14 protein-coding genes are annotated in these 15,790 nt (G+C 40.3%); 8 read left to right on the forward strand and 6 right to left on the reverse strand.

All coding sequences use genetic code 11. The annotated features are described in order from the left end of the window. Positions 1 to 4: 4 nt before the first annotated feature. From atpD to BN202_RS04745, 4 genes are all read left to right on the forward strand, one after another. Entirely contained in the window at positions 5 to 1,615 is a 1,611-nt protein-coding gene (gene atpD, locus BN202_RS04730; RefSeq protein ID WP_019219408.1) for a F0F1 ATP synthase subunit beta, read from the forward strand. Positions 1,616 to 1,691: 76 nt separating this feature from the next. Further along, the gene (atpC, locus tag BN202_RS04735; RefSeq protein WP_019219409.1) at positions 1,692 to 2,108 is read left to right on the forward strand and encodes an ATP synthase F1 subunit epsilon; all 417 of its coding nucleotides are present in this window, start codon (positions 1,692 to 1,694) and stop codon (positions 2,106 to 2,108) included. A 24-nt stretch (positions 2,109 to 2,132) separates the two neighbouring features. Then, complete coding sequence (locus BN202_RS04740; protein ID WP_034987304.1) at positions 2,133 to 3,794, forward strand: MFS transporter; 1,662 nt, start codon at positions 2,133 to 2,135, stop codon at positions 3,792 to 3,794. Next, complete coding sequence (locus tag BN202_RS04745; RefSeq protein WP_019219411.1) at positions 3,791 to 4,798, forward strand: HlyD family secretion protein; 1,008 nt, start codon at positions 3,791 to 3,793, stop codon at positions 4,796 to 4,798. Before BN202_RS04740 ends, BN202_RS04745 begins: the two co-directional genes overlap by 4 nt. Before the next feature lie 344 nt (positions 4,799 to 5,142). On the opposite strand, the gene BN202_RS04750 is transcribed toward BN202_RS04745, so the two are convergent. Continuing rightward, positions 5,143 to 5,427, reverse strand: coding sequence for a hypothetical protein (locus tag BN202_RS04750; RefSeq protein ID WP_019219412.1), 285 nt, complete (start codon positions 5,425 to 5,427; stop codon positions 5,143 to 5,145). A 516-nt stretch (positions 5,428 to 5,943) separates the two neighbouring features. Between BN202_RS04750 and ispG the strand changes: the two genes are divergently transcribed. Beyond that, a complete protein-coding gene (ispG, locus tag BN202_RS04755) occupies positions 5,944 to 7,185 on the forward strand; it encodes a flavodoxin-dependent (E)-4-hydroxy-3-methylbut-2-enyl-diphosphate synthase (RefSeq protein ID WP_019219413.1) in 1,242 nt (413 codons plus the stop codon). A 192-nt stretch (positions 7,186 to 7,377) separates the two neighbouring features. Here ispG and BN202_RS04760 read toward each other — a convergent pair whose 3' ends face one another. Further along, entirely contained in the window at positions 7,378 to 8,280 is a 903-nt protein-coding gene (locus BN202_RS04760; RefSeq protein ID WP_034987450.1) for a polyprenyl synthetase family protein, read from the reverse strand. A gap of 405 nt (positions 8,281 to 8,685) precedes the next feature. Between BN202_RS04760 and rpmF the strand changes: the two genes are divergently transcribed. After that, on the forward strand, positions 8,686 to 8,865 hold the full coding sequence (gene rpmF, locus BN202_RS04765; protein ID WP_034987453.1) for a 50S ribosomal protein L32: 180 nt from the start codon (positions 8,686 to 8,688) through the stop codon (positions 8,863 to 8,865). Positions 8,866 to 9,369: 504 nt separating this feature from the next. Here rpmF and BN202_RS04770 read toward each other — a convergent pair. Next, positions 9,370 to 9,954 (reverse strand): CarD family transcriptional regulator, encoded by a 585-nt coding sequence (locus BN202_RS04770; RefSeq protein WP_019219417.1) that lies wholly within the window; start codon positions 9,952 to 9,954, stop codon positions 9,370 to 9,372. A 309-nt stretch (positions 9,955 to 10,263) separates the two neighbouring features. Between BN202_RS04770 and BN202_RS09455 the strand changes: the two genes are divergently transcribed. Beyond that, on the forward strand, positions 10,264 to 10,440 hold the full coding sequence (locus BN202_RS09455; RefSeq protein ID WP_019219418.1) for a pentapeptide repeat-containing protein: 177 nt from the start codon (positions 10,264 to 10,266) through the stop codon (positions 10,438 to 10,440). A 141-nt stretch (positions 10,441 to 10,581) separates the two neighbouring features. On the opposite strand, the gene fdxA is transcribed toward BN202_RS09455, so the two are convergent. Together fdxA and BN202_RS04780 are read right to left on the reverse strand one after the other, a co-directional pair. Beyond that, positions 10,582 to 10,923: a ferredoxin FdxA gene (gene fdxA / locus BN202_RS04775; protein WP_034987307.1), complete on the reverse strand. Its 342-nt coding sequence runs from the start codon at positions 10,921 to 10,923 to the stop codon at positions 10,582 to 10,584. Between the two features lie 20 nt (positions 10,924 to 10,943). Then, positions 10,944 to 12,494 carry a hypothetical protein gene (locus tag BN202_RS04780; protein ID WP_034987457.1) on the reverse strand — a complete coding sequence of 517 codons (1,551 nt, stop codon included), beginning with the start codon at positions 12,492 to 12,494 and terminating at the stop codon, positions 10,944 to 10,946. Between the two features lie 572 nt (positions 12,495 to 13,066). Here BN202_RS04780 and BN202_RS04785 point away from each other — a divergent pair. Beyond that, positions 13,067 to 13,978: an RNA polymerase factor sigma-32 gene (locus tag BN202_RS04785; RefSeq protein WP_019219421.1), complete on the forward strand. Its 912-nt coding sequence runs from the start codon at positions 13,067 to 13,069 to the stop codon at positions 13,976 to 13,978. Positions 13,979 to 14,130: 152 nt separating this feature from the next. Here the strand turns inward: BN202_RS04785 and BN202_RS04790 are convergent, their stop codons facing one another. Further along, positions 14,131 to 15,672 carry a M48 family metalloprotease gene (locus BN202_RS04790; protein ID WP_034987311.1) on the reverse strand — a complete coding sequence of 514 codons (1,542 nt, stop codon included), beginning with the start codon at positions 15,670 to 15,672 and terminating at the stop codon, positions 14,131 to 14,133. Positions 15,673 to 15,790 lie beyond the last annotated feature (118 nt).

Raw genomic sequence — 15,790 nt, forward strand, 5'->3', positions numbered from 1 at the left:
ATTGATGGTAAAAGCAGTGACGTCAAGTAAGGAAGCAGCAAAAGTTGAAAAAAAGAAACCAGCTGCTCGTTCAGGCGTGAAAAAAGCCGCCTCGAAATCTCAAACAAGTGTAAAGGATTCTCCTACGCCTGTGCAGAGTGCTTCTGGAAATACCCCTGTAAAGAAAAATGCCTATGCTAAAGGTGCTGTTGGTGAGATCAAACAGGTTATTGGTGCTGTTGTCGATGTGAAGTTTGAAGGCCATTTGCCAAATATTCTTAATGCATTGGAAACCGATAATTTAGGCAATCGATTGGTTTTGGAAGTTGCGCAGCATTTGGGTGAAAATACTGTGCGTACCATTGCTATGGATACCACTGATGGGCTTGTTCGTGGTCAAAAGGTTTTTGATACAGGAACACAGATTAGTGTGCCCGTTGGTGAAGCAACTCTTGGGCGGATTATGAATGTTATTGGAGAACCCGTTGATAATGTGGGGCCAATTGCAACAACCAAAACGCGCTCTATTCACCAAAATGCTCCTGAATATGTCGAACAATCAACCGTTTCAGAAATTCTTGTCACTGGGATTAAAGTCGTTGATTTGTTAGCACCTTATTCTAAAGGTGGTAAGATTGGTTTGTTTGGTGGTGCTGGGGTTGGTAAAACCGTGCTTATTATGGAACTTATCAACAATATTGCAAAGGCGCATGGTGGATATTCCGTGTTTGCTGGGGTTGGAGAACGCACACGTGAGGGAAATGATCTTTATTATGAAATGATCGAAAGTCGTGTGAATGTAAATCCAAAAGAGAATAATGGTTCAACAGAAGGTTCAAAATGTGCACTCGTTTATGGGCAAATGAATGAACCACCAGGAGCTCGTGCACGTGTGGCGCTTTCTGGCTTGACTATTGCAGAAAGTTTCCGTGATGAGGGGCAAGATGTTCTCTTTTTCGTGGATAATATTTTCCGTTTTACCCAAGCAGGGGCCGAAGTCTCTGCTCTTTTGGGGCGTATTCCTTCTGCTGTGGGATATCAGCCAACTTTGGCAACCGATATGGGAGCTTTGCAAGAACGTATTACCAGTACAAAAACTGGCTCCATTACCTCAGTTCAGGCGATTTATGTTCCAGCTGATGACTTGACCGATCCAGCTCCTGCAACATCTTTTGCCCATTTGGATGCAACAACTGTTCTTTCTCGTTCAATTGCCGAAAAGGGAATTTATCCAGCCGTTGATCCACTTGATTCTTTCTCACGCATGCTTGACCCATTGGTTGTGGGTGAGGAGCATTATACTGTGGCTTGTCAAGTGCAAACCATTTTGCAACGCTATAGAGCACTGCAGGATATTATCGCTATTCTTGGAATGGATGAACTTTCTGAAGATGATAAGTTGTTGGTGGGGCGGGCGCGTAAAATTGAACGTTTCCTTTCGCAACCCTTCCATGTGGCAGAAGCTTTTACCGGTTCACCAGGTAAACTGGTATCTTTGGAAGAAACAATTAAGGGCTTTAAGGGGCTTTGTGCTGGTGATTATGATGATTTACCAGAATCCGCTTTTTATATGGTTGGTTCCATTGATGAAGCCATTGAAAAAGGAAAGCGTCTCATTGCAGAGGCTTCTTCATAAGAAGATATCCGTCAATGAATGCTTGTTGGTAAGTAAACACAGCAAGAGGTCTTAATACAGCCTCGTGGAGATTTTTGTGGAACACAATAGAGAAGAGCATTTTTTGTTTGAACTGGTCTCGCCTGAAAAAATTGTCTTTTCAGAGCAAGTGAAATCCGTTGTTCTTCCTTCAGCGTCAGGTGCTCTGACAGTGATGGCGCATCATGCACCGCTGGTGGCAAGTATTGTATTGGGCAGTGTTCGTATTCATAGCTCTGCAGGGGAAAAGCTCTTTGCTGTTTGCGGTGGTGTTGCAAATATTACTGCTTCAGGTTGTTCTCTTTTGGTGGAGCATGTTGTTGCTGTCGAAAAGCTTTCTTTTGATGCGCTGGAGCAGAAAATTTTGCAAGTGCAAGCAACCTTGGAAGGGGGAACAAGTGATGAGACAAGTCATAAGGTCAAAGCGTTTTTTCATCAATTAATGGCTGAAGATCTTGGGGTAACAGAGGCGTAAAGGATTATACAGGAATAAAGCGACATGGGCGGAAAAAAGAGTACGGTTATGTCTGCTAAAAGAGGAGGAAAACCTTTTCCCAATCCTGGTCTTGTTTTCGCAGGGCCTTTGCCAAAATGTTTGGTGTATATTTTTGCCTCTTTTATTTTGCAGTGGGCTTATGGCTTAGGGGCAAATGTTGTTCAGTCTAACATTGTTCATCTTACCGGTGGCTTCCACGCAACGCTCACCGAAACAACATGGTTGGTTGCAGCTTATATGGCACCCAATGTGAGCGTTGCCATTATGTTGATCAAAATTCGCTACCAGTTTGGGCTGCGTGCTTTTGCTGAATTATCAATCCTTGGCTTCGTGTTGGTTTGTGTTTTGCAGCTCTTTGTTACGGATTTGCGTTCCGCACTGATCATTCGCTTCTTTGCTGGGATTGCTGCTGCCCCCATGGCTTCACTCGCATTTCTTTATATGATGGAGGCTTTTGCACCAGCAAAGAAGTTTACCGTTGCTCTGAGTTTGAATTATATGAATGCTGCCCTAGCAGCACCCTTATCGCGTTTGATTTCGCCGGATTTATTGGAAAATGGTGGATTTTCGAGTCTTTCAGCATTGGAGATGGGGCTGGTTCTTATCAGTTTGGGATGTATCTATGCTCTTCCACTAACCCCTGTGGTACGCAACAAGGTCATTCAGAAATTAGACTGGTTGAGCTATGGTCTGATTGCTCTGGGCCTTGGACTCAATGCAGTGATTATGTCTGTTGGTATCTTATATTGGTGGTATGAAGCGCCTTGGATTGGTTGGGGACTTGCTCTTGCCGTTTTCTCTTTGACTCTTGCCATTATGATTGAACTTAATAGAGAAAATCCTTTGATTGATCTGCGTTGGCTTTTCAGTAAAGAAATGGTGTACTCTGTTCTCATTTTATTTATCTTTCATGTTTTTTTGTTAGAACGCTCAACTTTAGCAGTCGGTTTTTTTAATCTTTTTGGTTTATTAAATCGTGAAATGACACCCATGTATTTGGCGATTATATTGGGGACTCTTTTAGGGGGAGCGGTTTGTGTGTTTTTTTTACGTGTTGGGCGTGAAGATTATTTTTATCTTATCTCTTTGGGCTGTTTGGCTCTTGGGGCATATTTAGACAGCCATGTAAACCATTTAACCAATCCTCAAGATATGATGCTCAGTCAAGGATTGGTGAGTTTTAGTTATGCACTTTTTTTACCGCCTGCTCTTTGTCGAGGATTTGTGATATCGGGTGAGCGAGGGCCGCGTTACGTTCTTAGTTTTATTGCTGTTTTTCTGTTGACGCAAGTAACGGGCGGATTAATGGGGGCAGCTTTGTTTGGCAGTTTGCAATTTTTTTTCGCTCATAAAAACTTTGAGATTTTAACACAAAATATTGTTGTCACCGACCCGCTTATTTCAGGGGAGATTAATAGCTTATTTTCTCCTTCTTATGATGTTTCTGTTTCTCACTTTTTGGGAAATGAGCAAGGAACATCTAGATTGATTGAAAAGTTTAAGTTAACAGCGAATATTTTTGCTTATGGTGATGTCTTTCGGCTGTATTTTTATATTGCTATAGTTGTATTTGCTGTTTTTCTTGTCAAAATATTTATAAAGTTATGTTCTTTTCATACATTCAAAAAGCAATTTCATGTTCGTGAAAAGGGGTGTAGAAAGTGATAAAAGCATTACGATCAAAAGCAACGCTTGTTGCATTCCTTTCTGGTGTTACTGGTATTTTGCTGATTTTATGGGCGTGGAGGCTTCCTCCTTTTGTCAGTACCATTCAAATAACCGATAATGCTTCCATTAAGGGCAATGTAACTTTGGTTAGTTCACGGATTTCAGGTGTCGTTTCACGGATTTATGTGCAAGATTATCAACGCGTTGAAAAGGGAATGCTCTTATTTGAACTCGATGATGCTTTGTTTCGCCAACAGTTGGCACGAGCACAGGCTGTTCTTGATTCAAAAAATGCAAAACTTGCAAGTATTATGTTGCAAGCTCAGATTTTACAAGGAGAAGTGAATGCTGCAGAAGCAGAATTAGCACGCTCAAAAGCGTTTTCCAATGCTCTGCCTGAAAACAAAAAGCTGGGCTTTGGTAGTGCTTCCAATGCTGTTTTTCGGCCTCTTTCGCAATTGTTGACAGCACTTGAAACAAAACGCCAATTGCAAAAACAGTTGGATCTTGAGCGGCAAAGTTTACAGTCAGACGTAGTAAGCGCAAAGGTTGGTGTTGAATTGGCTAAAATTAATCTCGACCATACCAAGATTTTATCTCCTAAAACAGGCTATATCGGCTTTGTGGGGGCCAGAGTAGGGCAATATGTTTTGCCAGGGGCACAATTGGTATCGGTTATTTCTGATGATATTTGGATTATTGCTAATTATAAGGAAACGCAACTTTCTCAGATGCGTGTGGGACAACCGGTTATTTTTTCTGTTGATGCATTGAACAATAAAAAATTAAAAGGACGCGTGCTTCGATTCGCACCTGCAACAGGTTCAGAATTTTCTTTGTTAAAAACGGATACAACAATTGGCAATTTTATTAAAATTGCGCAGCGCATTTCTGTTCGTATTGCAATAGATCCCGGACAGGAGGGGGTTGAAAAGCTCATTCCTGGTATGTCTGTTGTCACATATGTAGATACTTCGCAACGCGCCAATTCTGGAGGTTAGAATTTTGGGTTTCTTGAGTTTGATTTTTATACCTTTTTCTTATAGCAAGTGGACATTCACTTTGGAGGATTTCATTTGGTTTGTCATGATGCACCTCTTTAAGCTTATATCTGCTCTGTTGTAAAATATTATTCTTCAAAGTGCTGATTAAGCTTCATTCATGTGTTCTCGAGAAAAGCAATCTGTTATCAGATTGATGATGTGGAGGAGCTCTCATCGGTGAAGATGGAATATATCTTTTATCGAGCTGATTGTGCCGTTCTGTCACATTTTTAATGTTATGATTTTTAAGATATAAAAAAATGCCCGATGTAAAACGGGCATTAAAAGGGCTGGTTGTGTTGTTAATGTTTGCGTACTAGAAAAAAGCCAGCCAAGACCAATCCTGCTGCTAAGGCAAGGGTTGTTTTAGGGTGCTCTTTTACTTTTTTCTTTAATTCTGTAGCGTGCTCGTTGAGATGAACAAGCGCGTGACGCCCTTTTTGTTTCCATGTGTCAAGGAGGTCAGAGATATTTTCAAAGCTATCATTATGAAAACCTCCACGGCTTACAGGGACAAGTTCATTTTTTAATTGTGCGATGCGTTTTTTAATTTTAGCATTTTGGGTGTTGGTTGAAAATAACCACATTTGTTGACTCCTTCATGTGTTATATTGTTTTACGAAAATTGGAATTTTGTGTGGTGTTTTGCTATAACGGCTTGAAAATTGAAAGGTTGCATTAATGGCGCTTTTTGTTGTTCATGTAAAAGGGTAAGGTAGATGCTTTGGTTGAATGAAACGGTATCTTTTTACATGAGATTGCAATAAGCATTTTTTGTCATGCTGTAAAAATTGTCTTTTAAGGGGGATATAAGATACTAAGCATACGGCCTTGTCTTTGTTTGATTTCTGTTTTCTTTTGAATGAACCAGGTGTAAAAGTATAAAATTGAACGAGATATTTAGGATAGGACTTATCCAATGGTTTCTTGAAATGAATGAAACCTGTCAGGTCCATCACAAAAGTGATGATGAGGTGAGGGCTCCCGCGAGAGCCTCATCTGTAATGAGGTTGGTGATTTTGAAGGAATTTTGATCCTTAAGGGGGAAGATGAGACCAAAATGATGGTCGATAAGCGCTGGATTTTGAAAATTTGAGGACTCGATGAGCACTGCGTATTTTTTATCTAAACCCCTTGAGCGTCGTCGCTCTGTTGCTGTTGCTGTTGGTGATGTGATGGTTGGTGGTCATCATCCAATTGTTGTTCAGTCAATGACCAATACCGATACTGCTGATGTCGATGCAACCGTTTCGCAAGTTGCAGCTCTTTGGCAAGCTGGTTCCCGATTGGTGCGCATCACCGTTGATCGTGATGAAGCTGCTGCTGCTGTGCCTAAAATACGTGAGCGATTGGAGCGATTGGGCTTTTTTGTACCATTGGTGGGAGATTTTCATTATATTGGGCATAAACTTTTAGCAGAACATCCTGCTTGTGCACAGGCGCTGGCAAAATATCGGATTAATCCTGGAAATGTCGGTTTTGGTGCAAAGAAGGATCGCCAGTTTGCAGAAATTATCGAGATCGCTTGCCAATATGGCAAAGCTATTCGCATTGGGGTGAATTGGGGGTCTCTTGATAATGCATTGTTGACACAGCTTATGAATGAAAATGCAAAACAGGAAAATCCCTTATCGGTTGCTGAAGTCATGCGAGAAACGGTTGTGCAATCGGCTTTGCTTTCGGCTGCTTTCGCAGAAGAGCTTGGATTGGGGCGGGATAAAATTATTCTTTCTGCTAAGGTGAGTGATGTGCAAGATCTTATTGCTGTCTGTAGCAGTTTGGCAGAGCGTTGTGATTATGCGCTCCATTTGGGATTGACCGAAGCAGGAATGGGAACAAAGGGTGTTGTTGCTTCTTCTGTGGCTTTGGGAATTTTGTTACAGCAAGGAATTGGCGATACCATCCGTATTTCCTTAACGCCTGAACCTGGTGGAGATCGGACACGGGAAGTAAAGGTGGGGCAAGAACTTTTGCAGGCGATGGGGTTTCAGCAATTTTTGCCTGTTGTTACTGCTTGTCCTGGATGTGGTCGCACAACCTCGACAGTGTTTCAGCAATTGGCACAAAAAATTGAAGCAGATTTACACAAAAATATGCCTGTTTGGCGTGAAAAATATCCTGGGGTTGAAAGTTTAAAGGTTGCTGTGATGGGCTGTATCGTCAATGGACCGGGAGAATCAAAACATGCTGATATTGGTATTTCATTGCCCGGAGTGGGCGAAAATCCAGCAGCACCTGTTTTTATTGAGGGACAGAAAGTAAAAACTTTGCGTGGGGAGCACATTGCGGAAGAATTTGAAACACTTTTGAGTGAGTATATCCATACACGCTTTGGGCAAGCTTGAAAAAAGAAAAGCTTTGCATGTTCTGTTGCTGGTGTTCTTTGTTGTGTGCGTTGGTGCGCTTTTCCTTTCTGTCTGTTGTCTTAAAGCGGGGCGTTTATTGGAGGTATATTATGGTGCCAAAAGGGTAACAGACGTCCCGTTTGTTTCTCTTCTTATGCTTTGTTTTGAGTGTTTTTAGTGGTGGATGGGGAGTTAATTCTTACGTGTTGCACTAAAGCGAGCAGCTTGTTGGAGTGGTTTTGCTTTGGGACCAAAAGGGAGAAGAAGCGTTTCTGCTTTAGCAATCAGTTCGTCTCGCTTTTTTTGTGTTTCTTCAATGCCATAAAGACGAACAAAAGTGGCTTTTTGTGCAGATTCATCTTTGCCAGCAGTTTTGCCCAGAATTTCGCTGCTGGTGGTGACATCAAGAAGGTCATCGGTTAATTGAAAGGCTAAACCAAGATAGGTGCCAAAAGTAGTAAGTTTTTCTGTCAATTCTTGCGAAGCATTGGCGATGATTGCTCCTGCTTGGCAAGCAAAGCTTATAAGAGCAGCCGTTTTCATGCGTTGTAGTGTGATAATATCATCGCTTTCTTGCGGTTTTTTTTCTGCTTCAATGTCAAGCATTTGACCGCCTATCATCCCACCAAGCCCTGATGCTTGTGCAAGTGCTGTGATCAGCTTTATTCTGTTGTCAAAAGAAACTGCGTGAGTTTTATGGGCAATGATTTCAAAGGCAAATGTCAGAAGAGCATTGCCTGCCAGAATCGCTGTTGCTTCATCAAATGCTTTGTGGACAGTGGGTTTGCCACGTCGGAGTATGTCGTTATCCATGGCGGGAAGATCATCATGTATAAGCGAATAACAGTGAACACACTCTAAAGCACAGGCAACATCAAGAGCGTTTTCTGCAGGAATATCAAAAAGGGCACTGCTTTGAAGTACAAGAAAAGGACGTAGGCGTTTTCCACCATTCAATACCCCATAACGCATGGCTTTCATCAACATCTCAGGGCGGGAAATTTCACCCTTTTGAGTTTGAGCACTCAGCAGTGTGTTAAGCCGACTTTCAACGCTTTGGCCGTGCTTTGCAAGAAGGGTGGTAAATTCGTGCATTCTTGCTTCCTTTGGTTTAGCAAAATAAAATCTTGGAACTGACAAAAAAGGCTGTTGCTTTTTCTTGTTTTTATCAATTTGCTTTAACATTTATGAAAAAATCAATTGCCCTTTTGCTCCTTATTCTCACTCTATGCGAGAGTCTCTGCTAAAGCCAAACAAAAATTGCATGAAAGACTTCAATGAGAGATTTTTAATCAGTGTATAAAACTTTCAAGTCTGAGTCATGCTATTGTCTTTTATGACATCAATCTTGGTCATTGTGGTAATAGTATTGTCATTTTTGACATTGCCTCTTCTGTTTAATCAGTGTATAAGACAGTCAAATTTTATAGTGTTTTTGATAAAAGCATTGTCATTCTTGGCATTGCTTTTTCTGTTTTAGTGGATTTGGAGTGTCTCTTTATGGCTGTACCTAAACGAAAAACCTCTCCTTCAAAGCGGGGTATGCGCCGTTCGGCTGATGCCTTGAAGGCGCCAACTTATATCGAGGATAAAAATTCTGGTGAACTACGCCGCCCTCATCATGTTGATTTGAAAACAGGGATGTATCGTGGCCGTGTGGTTTTGACACCTAAAGATTGAGTGTTTTATCTTTTTATGAAGTGATAAGACCCATCTTATGCGCAGACTTGTGTGTTCACGAGTCTGATGCGATTCTTGGTTATTTTTATCAATGTGAATATTAAAATATAAAATTTTCTTCTCATGCAGTGGATGAGAGCAATCTTGTTATCTTGATAGATAAGTTGGTTGCTTCTCTATGCGTTTTGTGTGCCCTGTTGCTTGTGAGAGAGGCGTGAAATCATTTTCTTTTGGACTGAATAAGTGCGCTTTGTGAGAAATCTTTCCCTTAAAGAATGGGTTAAAGGCACAAGATAAAAGAATTCAAGAAAAATTGATATTGTAATTTTTTTGCAAATATAAAATTGCAATAATACTTATGTTCTGTTCATTTTAGCAATATATTATCGGATGGAGATATTGGGTAGATTTTTTGAAATTTTTTTTCATGAAAAACTTGATGGCATGAAAAAACCGGCAATATGCCGGTTTTGTTTCATTTTTATGGTATGGAAAAACTATTTCTTACACAGCATAAACAGCTTCATCACTTGTTGTTGCTTCATCTCTTTTCGCTTTAAATTCACGCTTTGGTTTGTTTGAGAGATGCATCTCTATGAGATTGATAGTTTCTGTTTCAGAAAGACTATTGATCACAGCAATTTCACGGGCCATTCTTTCAAGTGCAGCAGTATAAAGTTGACGCTCAGAGTAAGATTGTTCAGGCTGTAGGTTAGAGCGAAAAAGATCGCGTACTACTTCAGCAATACAAATGAGATCTCCAGAATTGATTTTAGCATCATATTCTTGAGCACGACGTGACCACATAGTGCGTTTAACGCGTGCTTTTCCGTGTAGGACTTTTAATGCGCGTTCAACAGAGTCAACAGCAGATAATTTGCGCATTCCAACAGAAATAGCTTTTGCAATGGGGACTTTAACATCCATTTTATCTTTCGCAAAATGAATGACAAAAAGTTTTAATTTATGTCCTGCAACCTCTTGATCTTCAATTGCTATAATTTGCCCCACTCCATGGGTTGGATAGACGATATATTCAGAAGTTGTAAAACCTTTAGCCTTGGAGGATGTTCCGTGTTGGGATGCCATATCTTAGTTTACTCCCTTTATGACCAACAAATGTATCGGAAAACAGGCTATAAACCTGAGGGTTGAGTGTTCTTTAACCAAGTATATTACACTAATTGAATGAGCATAAAAGTTGAGTACTTTTAAATTCAACAAAAAATACATTGCTTTCTAAAAAAAGCAATGAACAATACTTAGAAAGATAGTCTTATAAAGAGAACACTAACATCAAAATTCAAAAGAATCAATCATTTCGCTTAAGAATTTTTATTGTTACAAAAGAACTTTCTTAATTTATTTTAAACGTTATCTATCTCTTCTTTGGAGGCAATGAATTTGGAGGCAATGAATTTGGAGGCAATGAATTTGGAGGCAATGAATTTGGAGGCAATGAATTTGGAGGCAGTGAATTTGGAGGCAGTGAATTTGGAGGCAGTGAATTTGGAGGCAGTGAATTTGGAGGCAGTGAATTTGGAGGCAGTGAATTTGGAGGCAGTGAACCTCTGAATCTTTTTGTGTCGTTCAATGAGGAGATTTATTTGCATAATGAAATTTAAATTTTAACCATTTTTCTACACTTAGCTCTGTATCAGATACAATGCCTTGTGCTGAGTATTATTCTGCAAGCATGTGATATACACTGTATTATTATTTGTCGCCGCTTCCTGGATTTTCTGAAAAATACTGTTCTAATTTATTTGGAACGCCATCCAATTCTTTTGCTTGAGGTAGAGGGTCTTTTTTTGTGGTTAAATTGGGCCATTTGGTGGCATAAAGAAGATTAAGTTCTAACCACTTTTCTAATCCTGGCTCCGTATCAGGTAAAATGGCTTCTGCTGGGCATTCTGGCACACAAACACCACAATCGATGCATTCATCGGGGTGAATGACAAGCATGTTTTCACCTTCATAAAAACAATCAACGGGGCAGACTTCAACGCAATCCGTATATTTGCAGTGAATGCAGTTGTCGGTTACTACGTGGGCCAAGATCGAACTCCGTTTTTATTTTAGTGATCTTTGGAGGAAACTATGTCTTTGCTATTTTTGAGTTGATCACGAAGTGCTGCTAATTTTGCAAAAGGTGAATCCGGATTAGGGAGTTTTTCTCTTTGAAGTGATTTATTATTCACACGTTTGTTGTGATGTTTGTGAAATTTATAAGAAACTTTCCTCTGTGATGTGGTCTCTTGAGGACTCTTTTCATTTGCACTTTCCCCTTTTTTGAAAGCTTTTTTTGGTTTATTTTGCCACTTATAGCCAGATTTATCACGCTTTTTTTGTGTGTTGTGCTGAAAGTGGTAATTATAGCGCCATAGTAAAACAACTTTTTCTTCTGCTGCAATGTGTTTTTGTTTGGCAAAATCGCCAACAGGTTCTGCTGCTGGTAAAGTATCTATGGTATGGGATTGTGTTTCAAAATAAGGAGAAGCAGTATTTGTTTCTTCTTGTGGGGTAGGCATTGTTTGCCATTGAGCGCCAACGCATTCTGCCGCTGGAATATTTTGTGCTGTTGTGCAGCTATGAGCCGAAGTCTTATGTGTCAAGAGATGTTCTTCAAAGGCAGTACTGCTTATGGCACGCGATTGATAGCCAAGTCCTTTGAGAATTTCTTCCATATCCGTTCCATTGGCTCCAAGAATCGACATCATGGTTGGCGTGACAAAAAAGCTTTTTCCATCATAGGCACCTTCAGGTCTGGGGTCGCTGCCTTGTTTCCAATGAAGGGTAGGGCGGATGAGGTTGGCAAGACGTTCCAAAATATCAATGCGTACAGCACGTTGTCCTAAAATTCGGTAACCCGCTAACTGATAAAATTGCTGATTATAACTAGAATCAACAGCCAAAGAGGTTCGTCCAACAGATAACGCTGCAAAAATTTCTCCTAAACCCGTTTGGTCATGACCCTCATTTTGAAGATTCCATAACAGTGTAACAGCTTGAACGGGAACTGGTTTTAACATTCCTGCAATATAAATATGAAAAGCCCCAAAACGCACACCTAGCCGTCTCAGCACAGAACGTGATTCTTGGTCAAGATTTTTAACAATTTCGGCAACTTCTCGGCGCGGTAAAATGCCTAAAGAATCAATAAGTTTTGAAGCAAGAGTGCTCGTTGAATCCGTCAAATTATCAGCATTGCGCAAATCAAACAGTGGTTGGAGAGCTGTTTCAAAATGAAAGGTCACAAAACGCTCTAAGCGTTTTACCACGCTATCGCGAGCTTCTCCGGTTAATTGCGCATCTGCTAAAACAATCAGCTTGGGTTTTAAAAAATCTTCTGCTGCAACAAGTTGCCCTACGGGTTGACCAATCCAGCGCACAATCCCATCAGAACTAAGGGTAAAATCTTTATTGGCACAAGCAGAAAAACGCATTGCACGTTTGGAAAAAGCAAGAATCAAATTTTCATTCTCTATGGAATTTTGCATATCTGTTGCTTGATCACTCTTGGTCTTGTTGGCATAAAAACGAAAACCTTCAAATTTGCCATTGCCATGTTTTTCAATAAGAATATCATCCTGAAAAATAGTATTCTGTTGAACAATCTTGCTATCCATGGGTATTTTCTTTCTCAGTACTAGACTGGTAAAAAGCTTATTCTTGATAATTCCATCATTATGCTTTTCCTTTAACACGTTTGTTGCCTTTGCTTCAATCATTCTTGTCGCTTTTTGACGTTTCTTTTTGCTCCCTTAGCTTTAAATATTTTCATTTTTTCGTTTATCTTGCAATATTTCATAGAGGGTAATTACACGTATTGGTTGCATTGTAAAGATAAAAGCATATAATAAGATCTTTATTTAAGCGATTAAGTAAGCCGATAGTTAAAAAAACAGCATTCGTTTTTTCTGATCTTTTTCCTTTTTCTGTTTTGTCGAAAAATATGAGAAGGGAAGTTTTCTTGGACATCTTTTGCTGATAACAGGCCTATTGTCTGCTGTTTTGTAAGTAAAATTATCTTTTAATGTGAATAAGTTTTACGATGATTATAAAAAAAACCGTTGCGATTATAAAATTACACGTTAAAGTAGTGATATATGAATAAACAACTTTAACGTTCTTTTTTTAAGAAAGAACAGTGATGTCGTTACCAAATCAATTTTGATAATTTTAATCGCAAGGGGTTATTATGGGTAATCTTTCAAATGCTGTTTACAAAGGCAGCAAAAATTATAGCGACGCAGATAAAAGCTTGGGACGTGATATGATGCGTTCTGCTATGCAAGCGCCTTATCTTGAACGACAAAAAGAGCATGATTTGGCTCTGCGGTGGAAAGATAAACGTGATGATGATGCTATGCATCAAATTGCAGCTGCTCATATGCGTTTGGTGATTGCGATTGCTAACCGTTTTAAACGTTTCAAAATGCCGTTGGGGGATCTGGTACAAGAAGGTTATGTGGGGTTATTGGAAGCTGCTGCACGTTTTGAACCTGATCGCGAAGTGCGTTTTTCAACTTATGCAACATGGTGGATACGTGCTTCTATTCAAGATTATATTTTACGAAATTGGTCTATTGTTCGAGGGGGAACCAGTTCTTCGCAAAAAGCCCTTTTCTTTAATCTTCGCCGTCTGCGGGCAAAATTGGTGCAGGATGATAATGCTCTTTCAAAGCAAGATATGTTTCGCACAATTGCTGAAAAGCTTGGCGTTTCTGTGCGTGATGTGGAAACAATGGATTTTCGTTTTTCCAGTTCTGATAATTCTTTAAGTGTTTCTATTTCTGAAAACAGTGATAATCCCATTGCTAAAATGGATGTTCTGGTGGACGAGAATCCCCTGCCTGATGCTTTAATTGAGCAAACAATTGACGGTCAAAGACGGACACAATGGCTGTATGATGCTTTGCAAATTCTCAATGAACGAGAGCTTGAAATTATTCGGTTTCGTCGCCTAAATGAAGAGGGAGCAACGCTCGAAGTTTTGGGCGAAAAGTTGGGAATCTCGAAAGAACGTGTGCGCCAAATTGAAGCACGCGCTTTGCAAAAGCTCCGTTCTGCTCTCCTTACCGTTCATTCAGAAGATGCTTACGAAATATAAGCGTTGAGGGGGCAAGCTACTTGGCAATGAGAAGGCGTGTTGCGTCCCGTTATGAGCGCAAAGCTGGATTGCTTGCTGCAGAAAAAATTTCAGAAAGCACAGCATCGAAGAGAATCAAAAGAGCAGAAGCAGAAAATGATAAAAAGTTGCTCTTATTCTATGATGATTTTGACATTTGTCCCTTCGCGTATCGTTTGCGTGGGGGAAAGCCCATTGAGTATGCGAAAGAGCTTTTCTTTATGCAGGGTGTTTTGCATTTTATTGGCAAGGGTTGTAACGCTTTCTCCCCGCTTAACCTGCACAATACGGATTCTCAAGGGTTTCAGCTTTTTTAACTGTGAGGATGAAAGGGTCTGAAAGCCTTGTACCGTTTGTGCGGCAATCGCTGCAAAATGTTGAGAATCATGTGGTGCTGCAGTTAAAAAACGAAAAATATGGTTGTTGAACAAAATGACAACCACATCAAATTGCCACTGTTCATTGGTTGCTCGTCCACGTGCTCCAGACAGCCCTTGAAGGGTGATGGGGTGAATAGATGATTCGTCTAATCCTGTAATCCAGCCACTTTTCAAATAATTGCTGGCAGATCTTTCAAAAACGCGTGGTAGAGAATCAAAACGAATGGCAATTTTTTCTGGTCCGCTGGCCCAAACGGTGTGCGCTGAATTTTCTATTGTGAAATTATGGGGAACGGAAAAAGCTACACGCAATTGCGGGTGGATAAAATGGTTTTCTCGCACAAAACCTGTTTGAGCGCTTCCACCAAAGATCATGCCATCAATGCTTTTTAAAAAAGAATCACAATCCGTGTTTCCTCTGTATCCTCTACTGATTTTATGTGCTTTTTTTTTCGCTAGACGAATTCGTTGTGGAGTGCTTGGATGATTTGCTAGGAAGTCTGAGGAGCTACTTGTCGTGCCTGAGAAATGACGAAAAGCGCTATAAGCTTCCATCGATTGGAGAAAGCGCGGGGAGGCAAACGGATCATAGCCCGCTTGTTTGAGCATCTCTAGGGCAATGGAATCGGCTTGAAGTTCCTGATTGCGTGAAAATTGTGCCAATTGTTGCTGCTCTTTTATGGGATTGTAAAGTTTGCTTGCATCATGGGTGAAGAGGTGTGACGATATATGCTGTGCACTTTTTAATTCGGCTTTCTTTTGCAGGCGTAAAATTCCGTGATTGGCAGTAATATGGGCTATTTCATGGGCCAGAATTGCTGCAATTTCTGAACAATCATTGGCCAATGCAAGCATGCCACGGGTGATGTAGATAGAGCCATTGGGGAGAGCAAATGCATTGATGCTCTCTGAATTTAAGATTGTGACAGAATAGTGTGGCTGAGAATTTTTTTGTGAAACGGCTGCCGCTGCCAGTTTTTGCACAATCTTTGCCAAGAGACGTTCAAGTTTTGCCTCATGATAGGTTCCGCCATATTTTTGCAAAATACGTGGGTGTTGTAGAGCGCTTAATGTGACATAGATATTGTTCTTGCTGGCACGTTTGATCGTTTCAGAAGAATCGGAAAAAAGCATATCATTTTTGGGAAAATGCGTATGGCAAGCAGAAAGGAGAACAGTGAGGCCTATGAGAGATGCTCTATAAATCTCAGTGCAAAAACAAAAGTTTCGTTGAAAAATTGGAGGGTGATGCCTCTTGTATACTTTGTTTTTGGACTGTATTCTGGCAAATTTCATTTGTATCTTTGTACGTGTTTTTTACAGGTAAGAAGAAACTTTTTAATAAGGATTCTTTTAGGATCTCTTGGGATTCTTCTGGATATAGCATGGTTATTGTCGACAAGAAATGGCTCTT

Source organism: Bartonella florencae (genome assembly GCF_000312525.1).
Taxonomy (GTDB): Bacteria; Pseudomonadota; Alphaproteobacteria; order Rhizobiales; family Rhizobiaceae; genus Bartonella; species Bartonella florencae.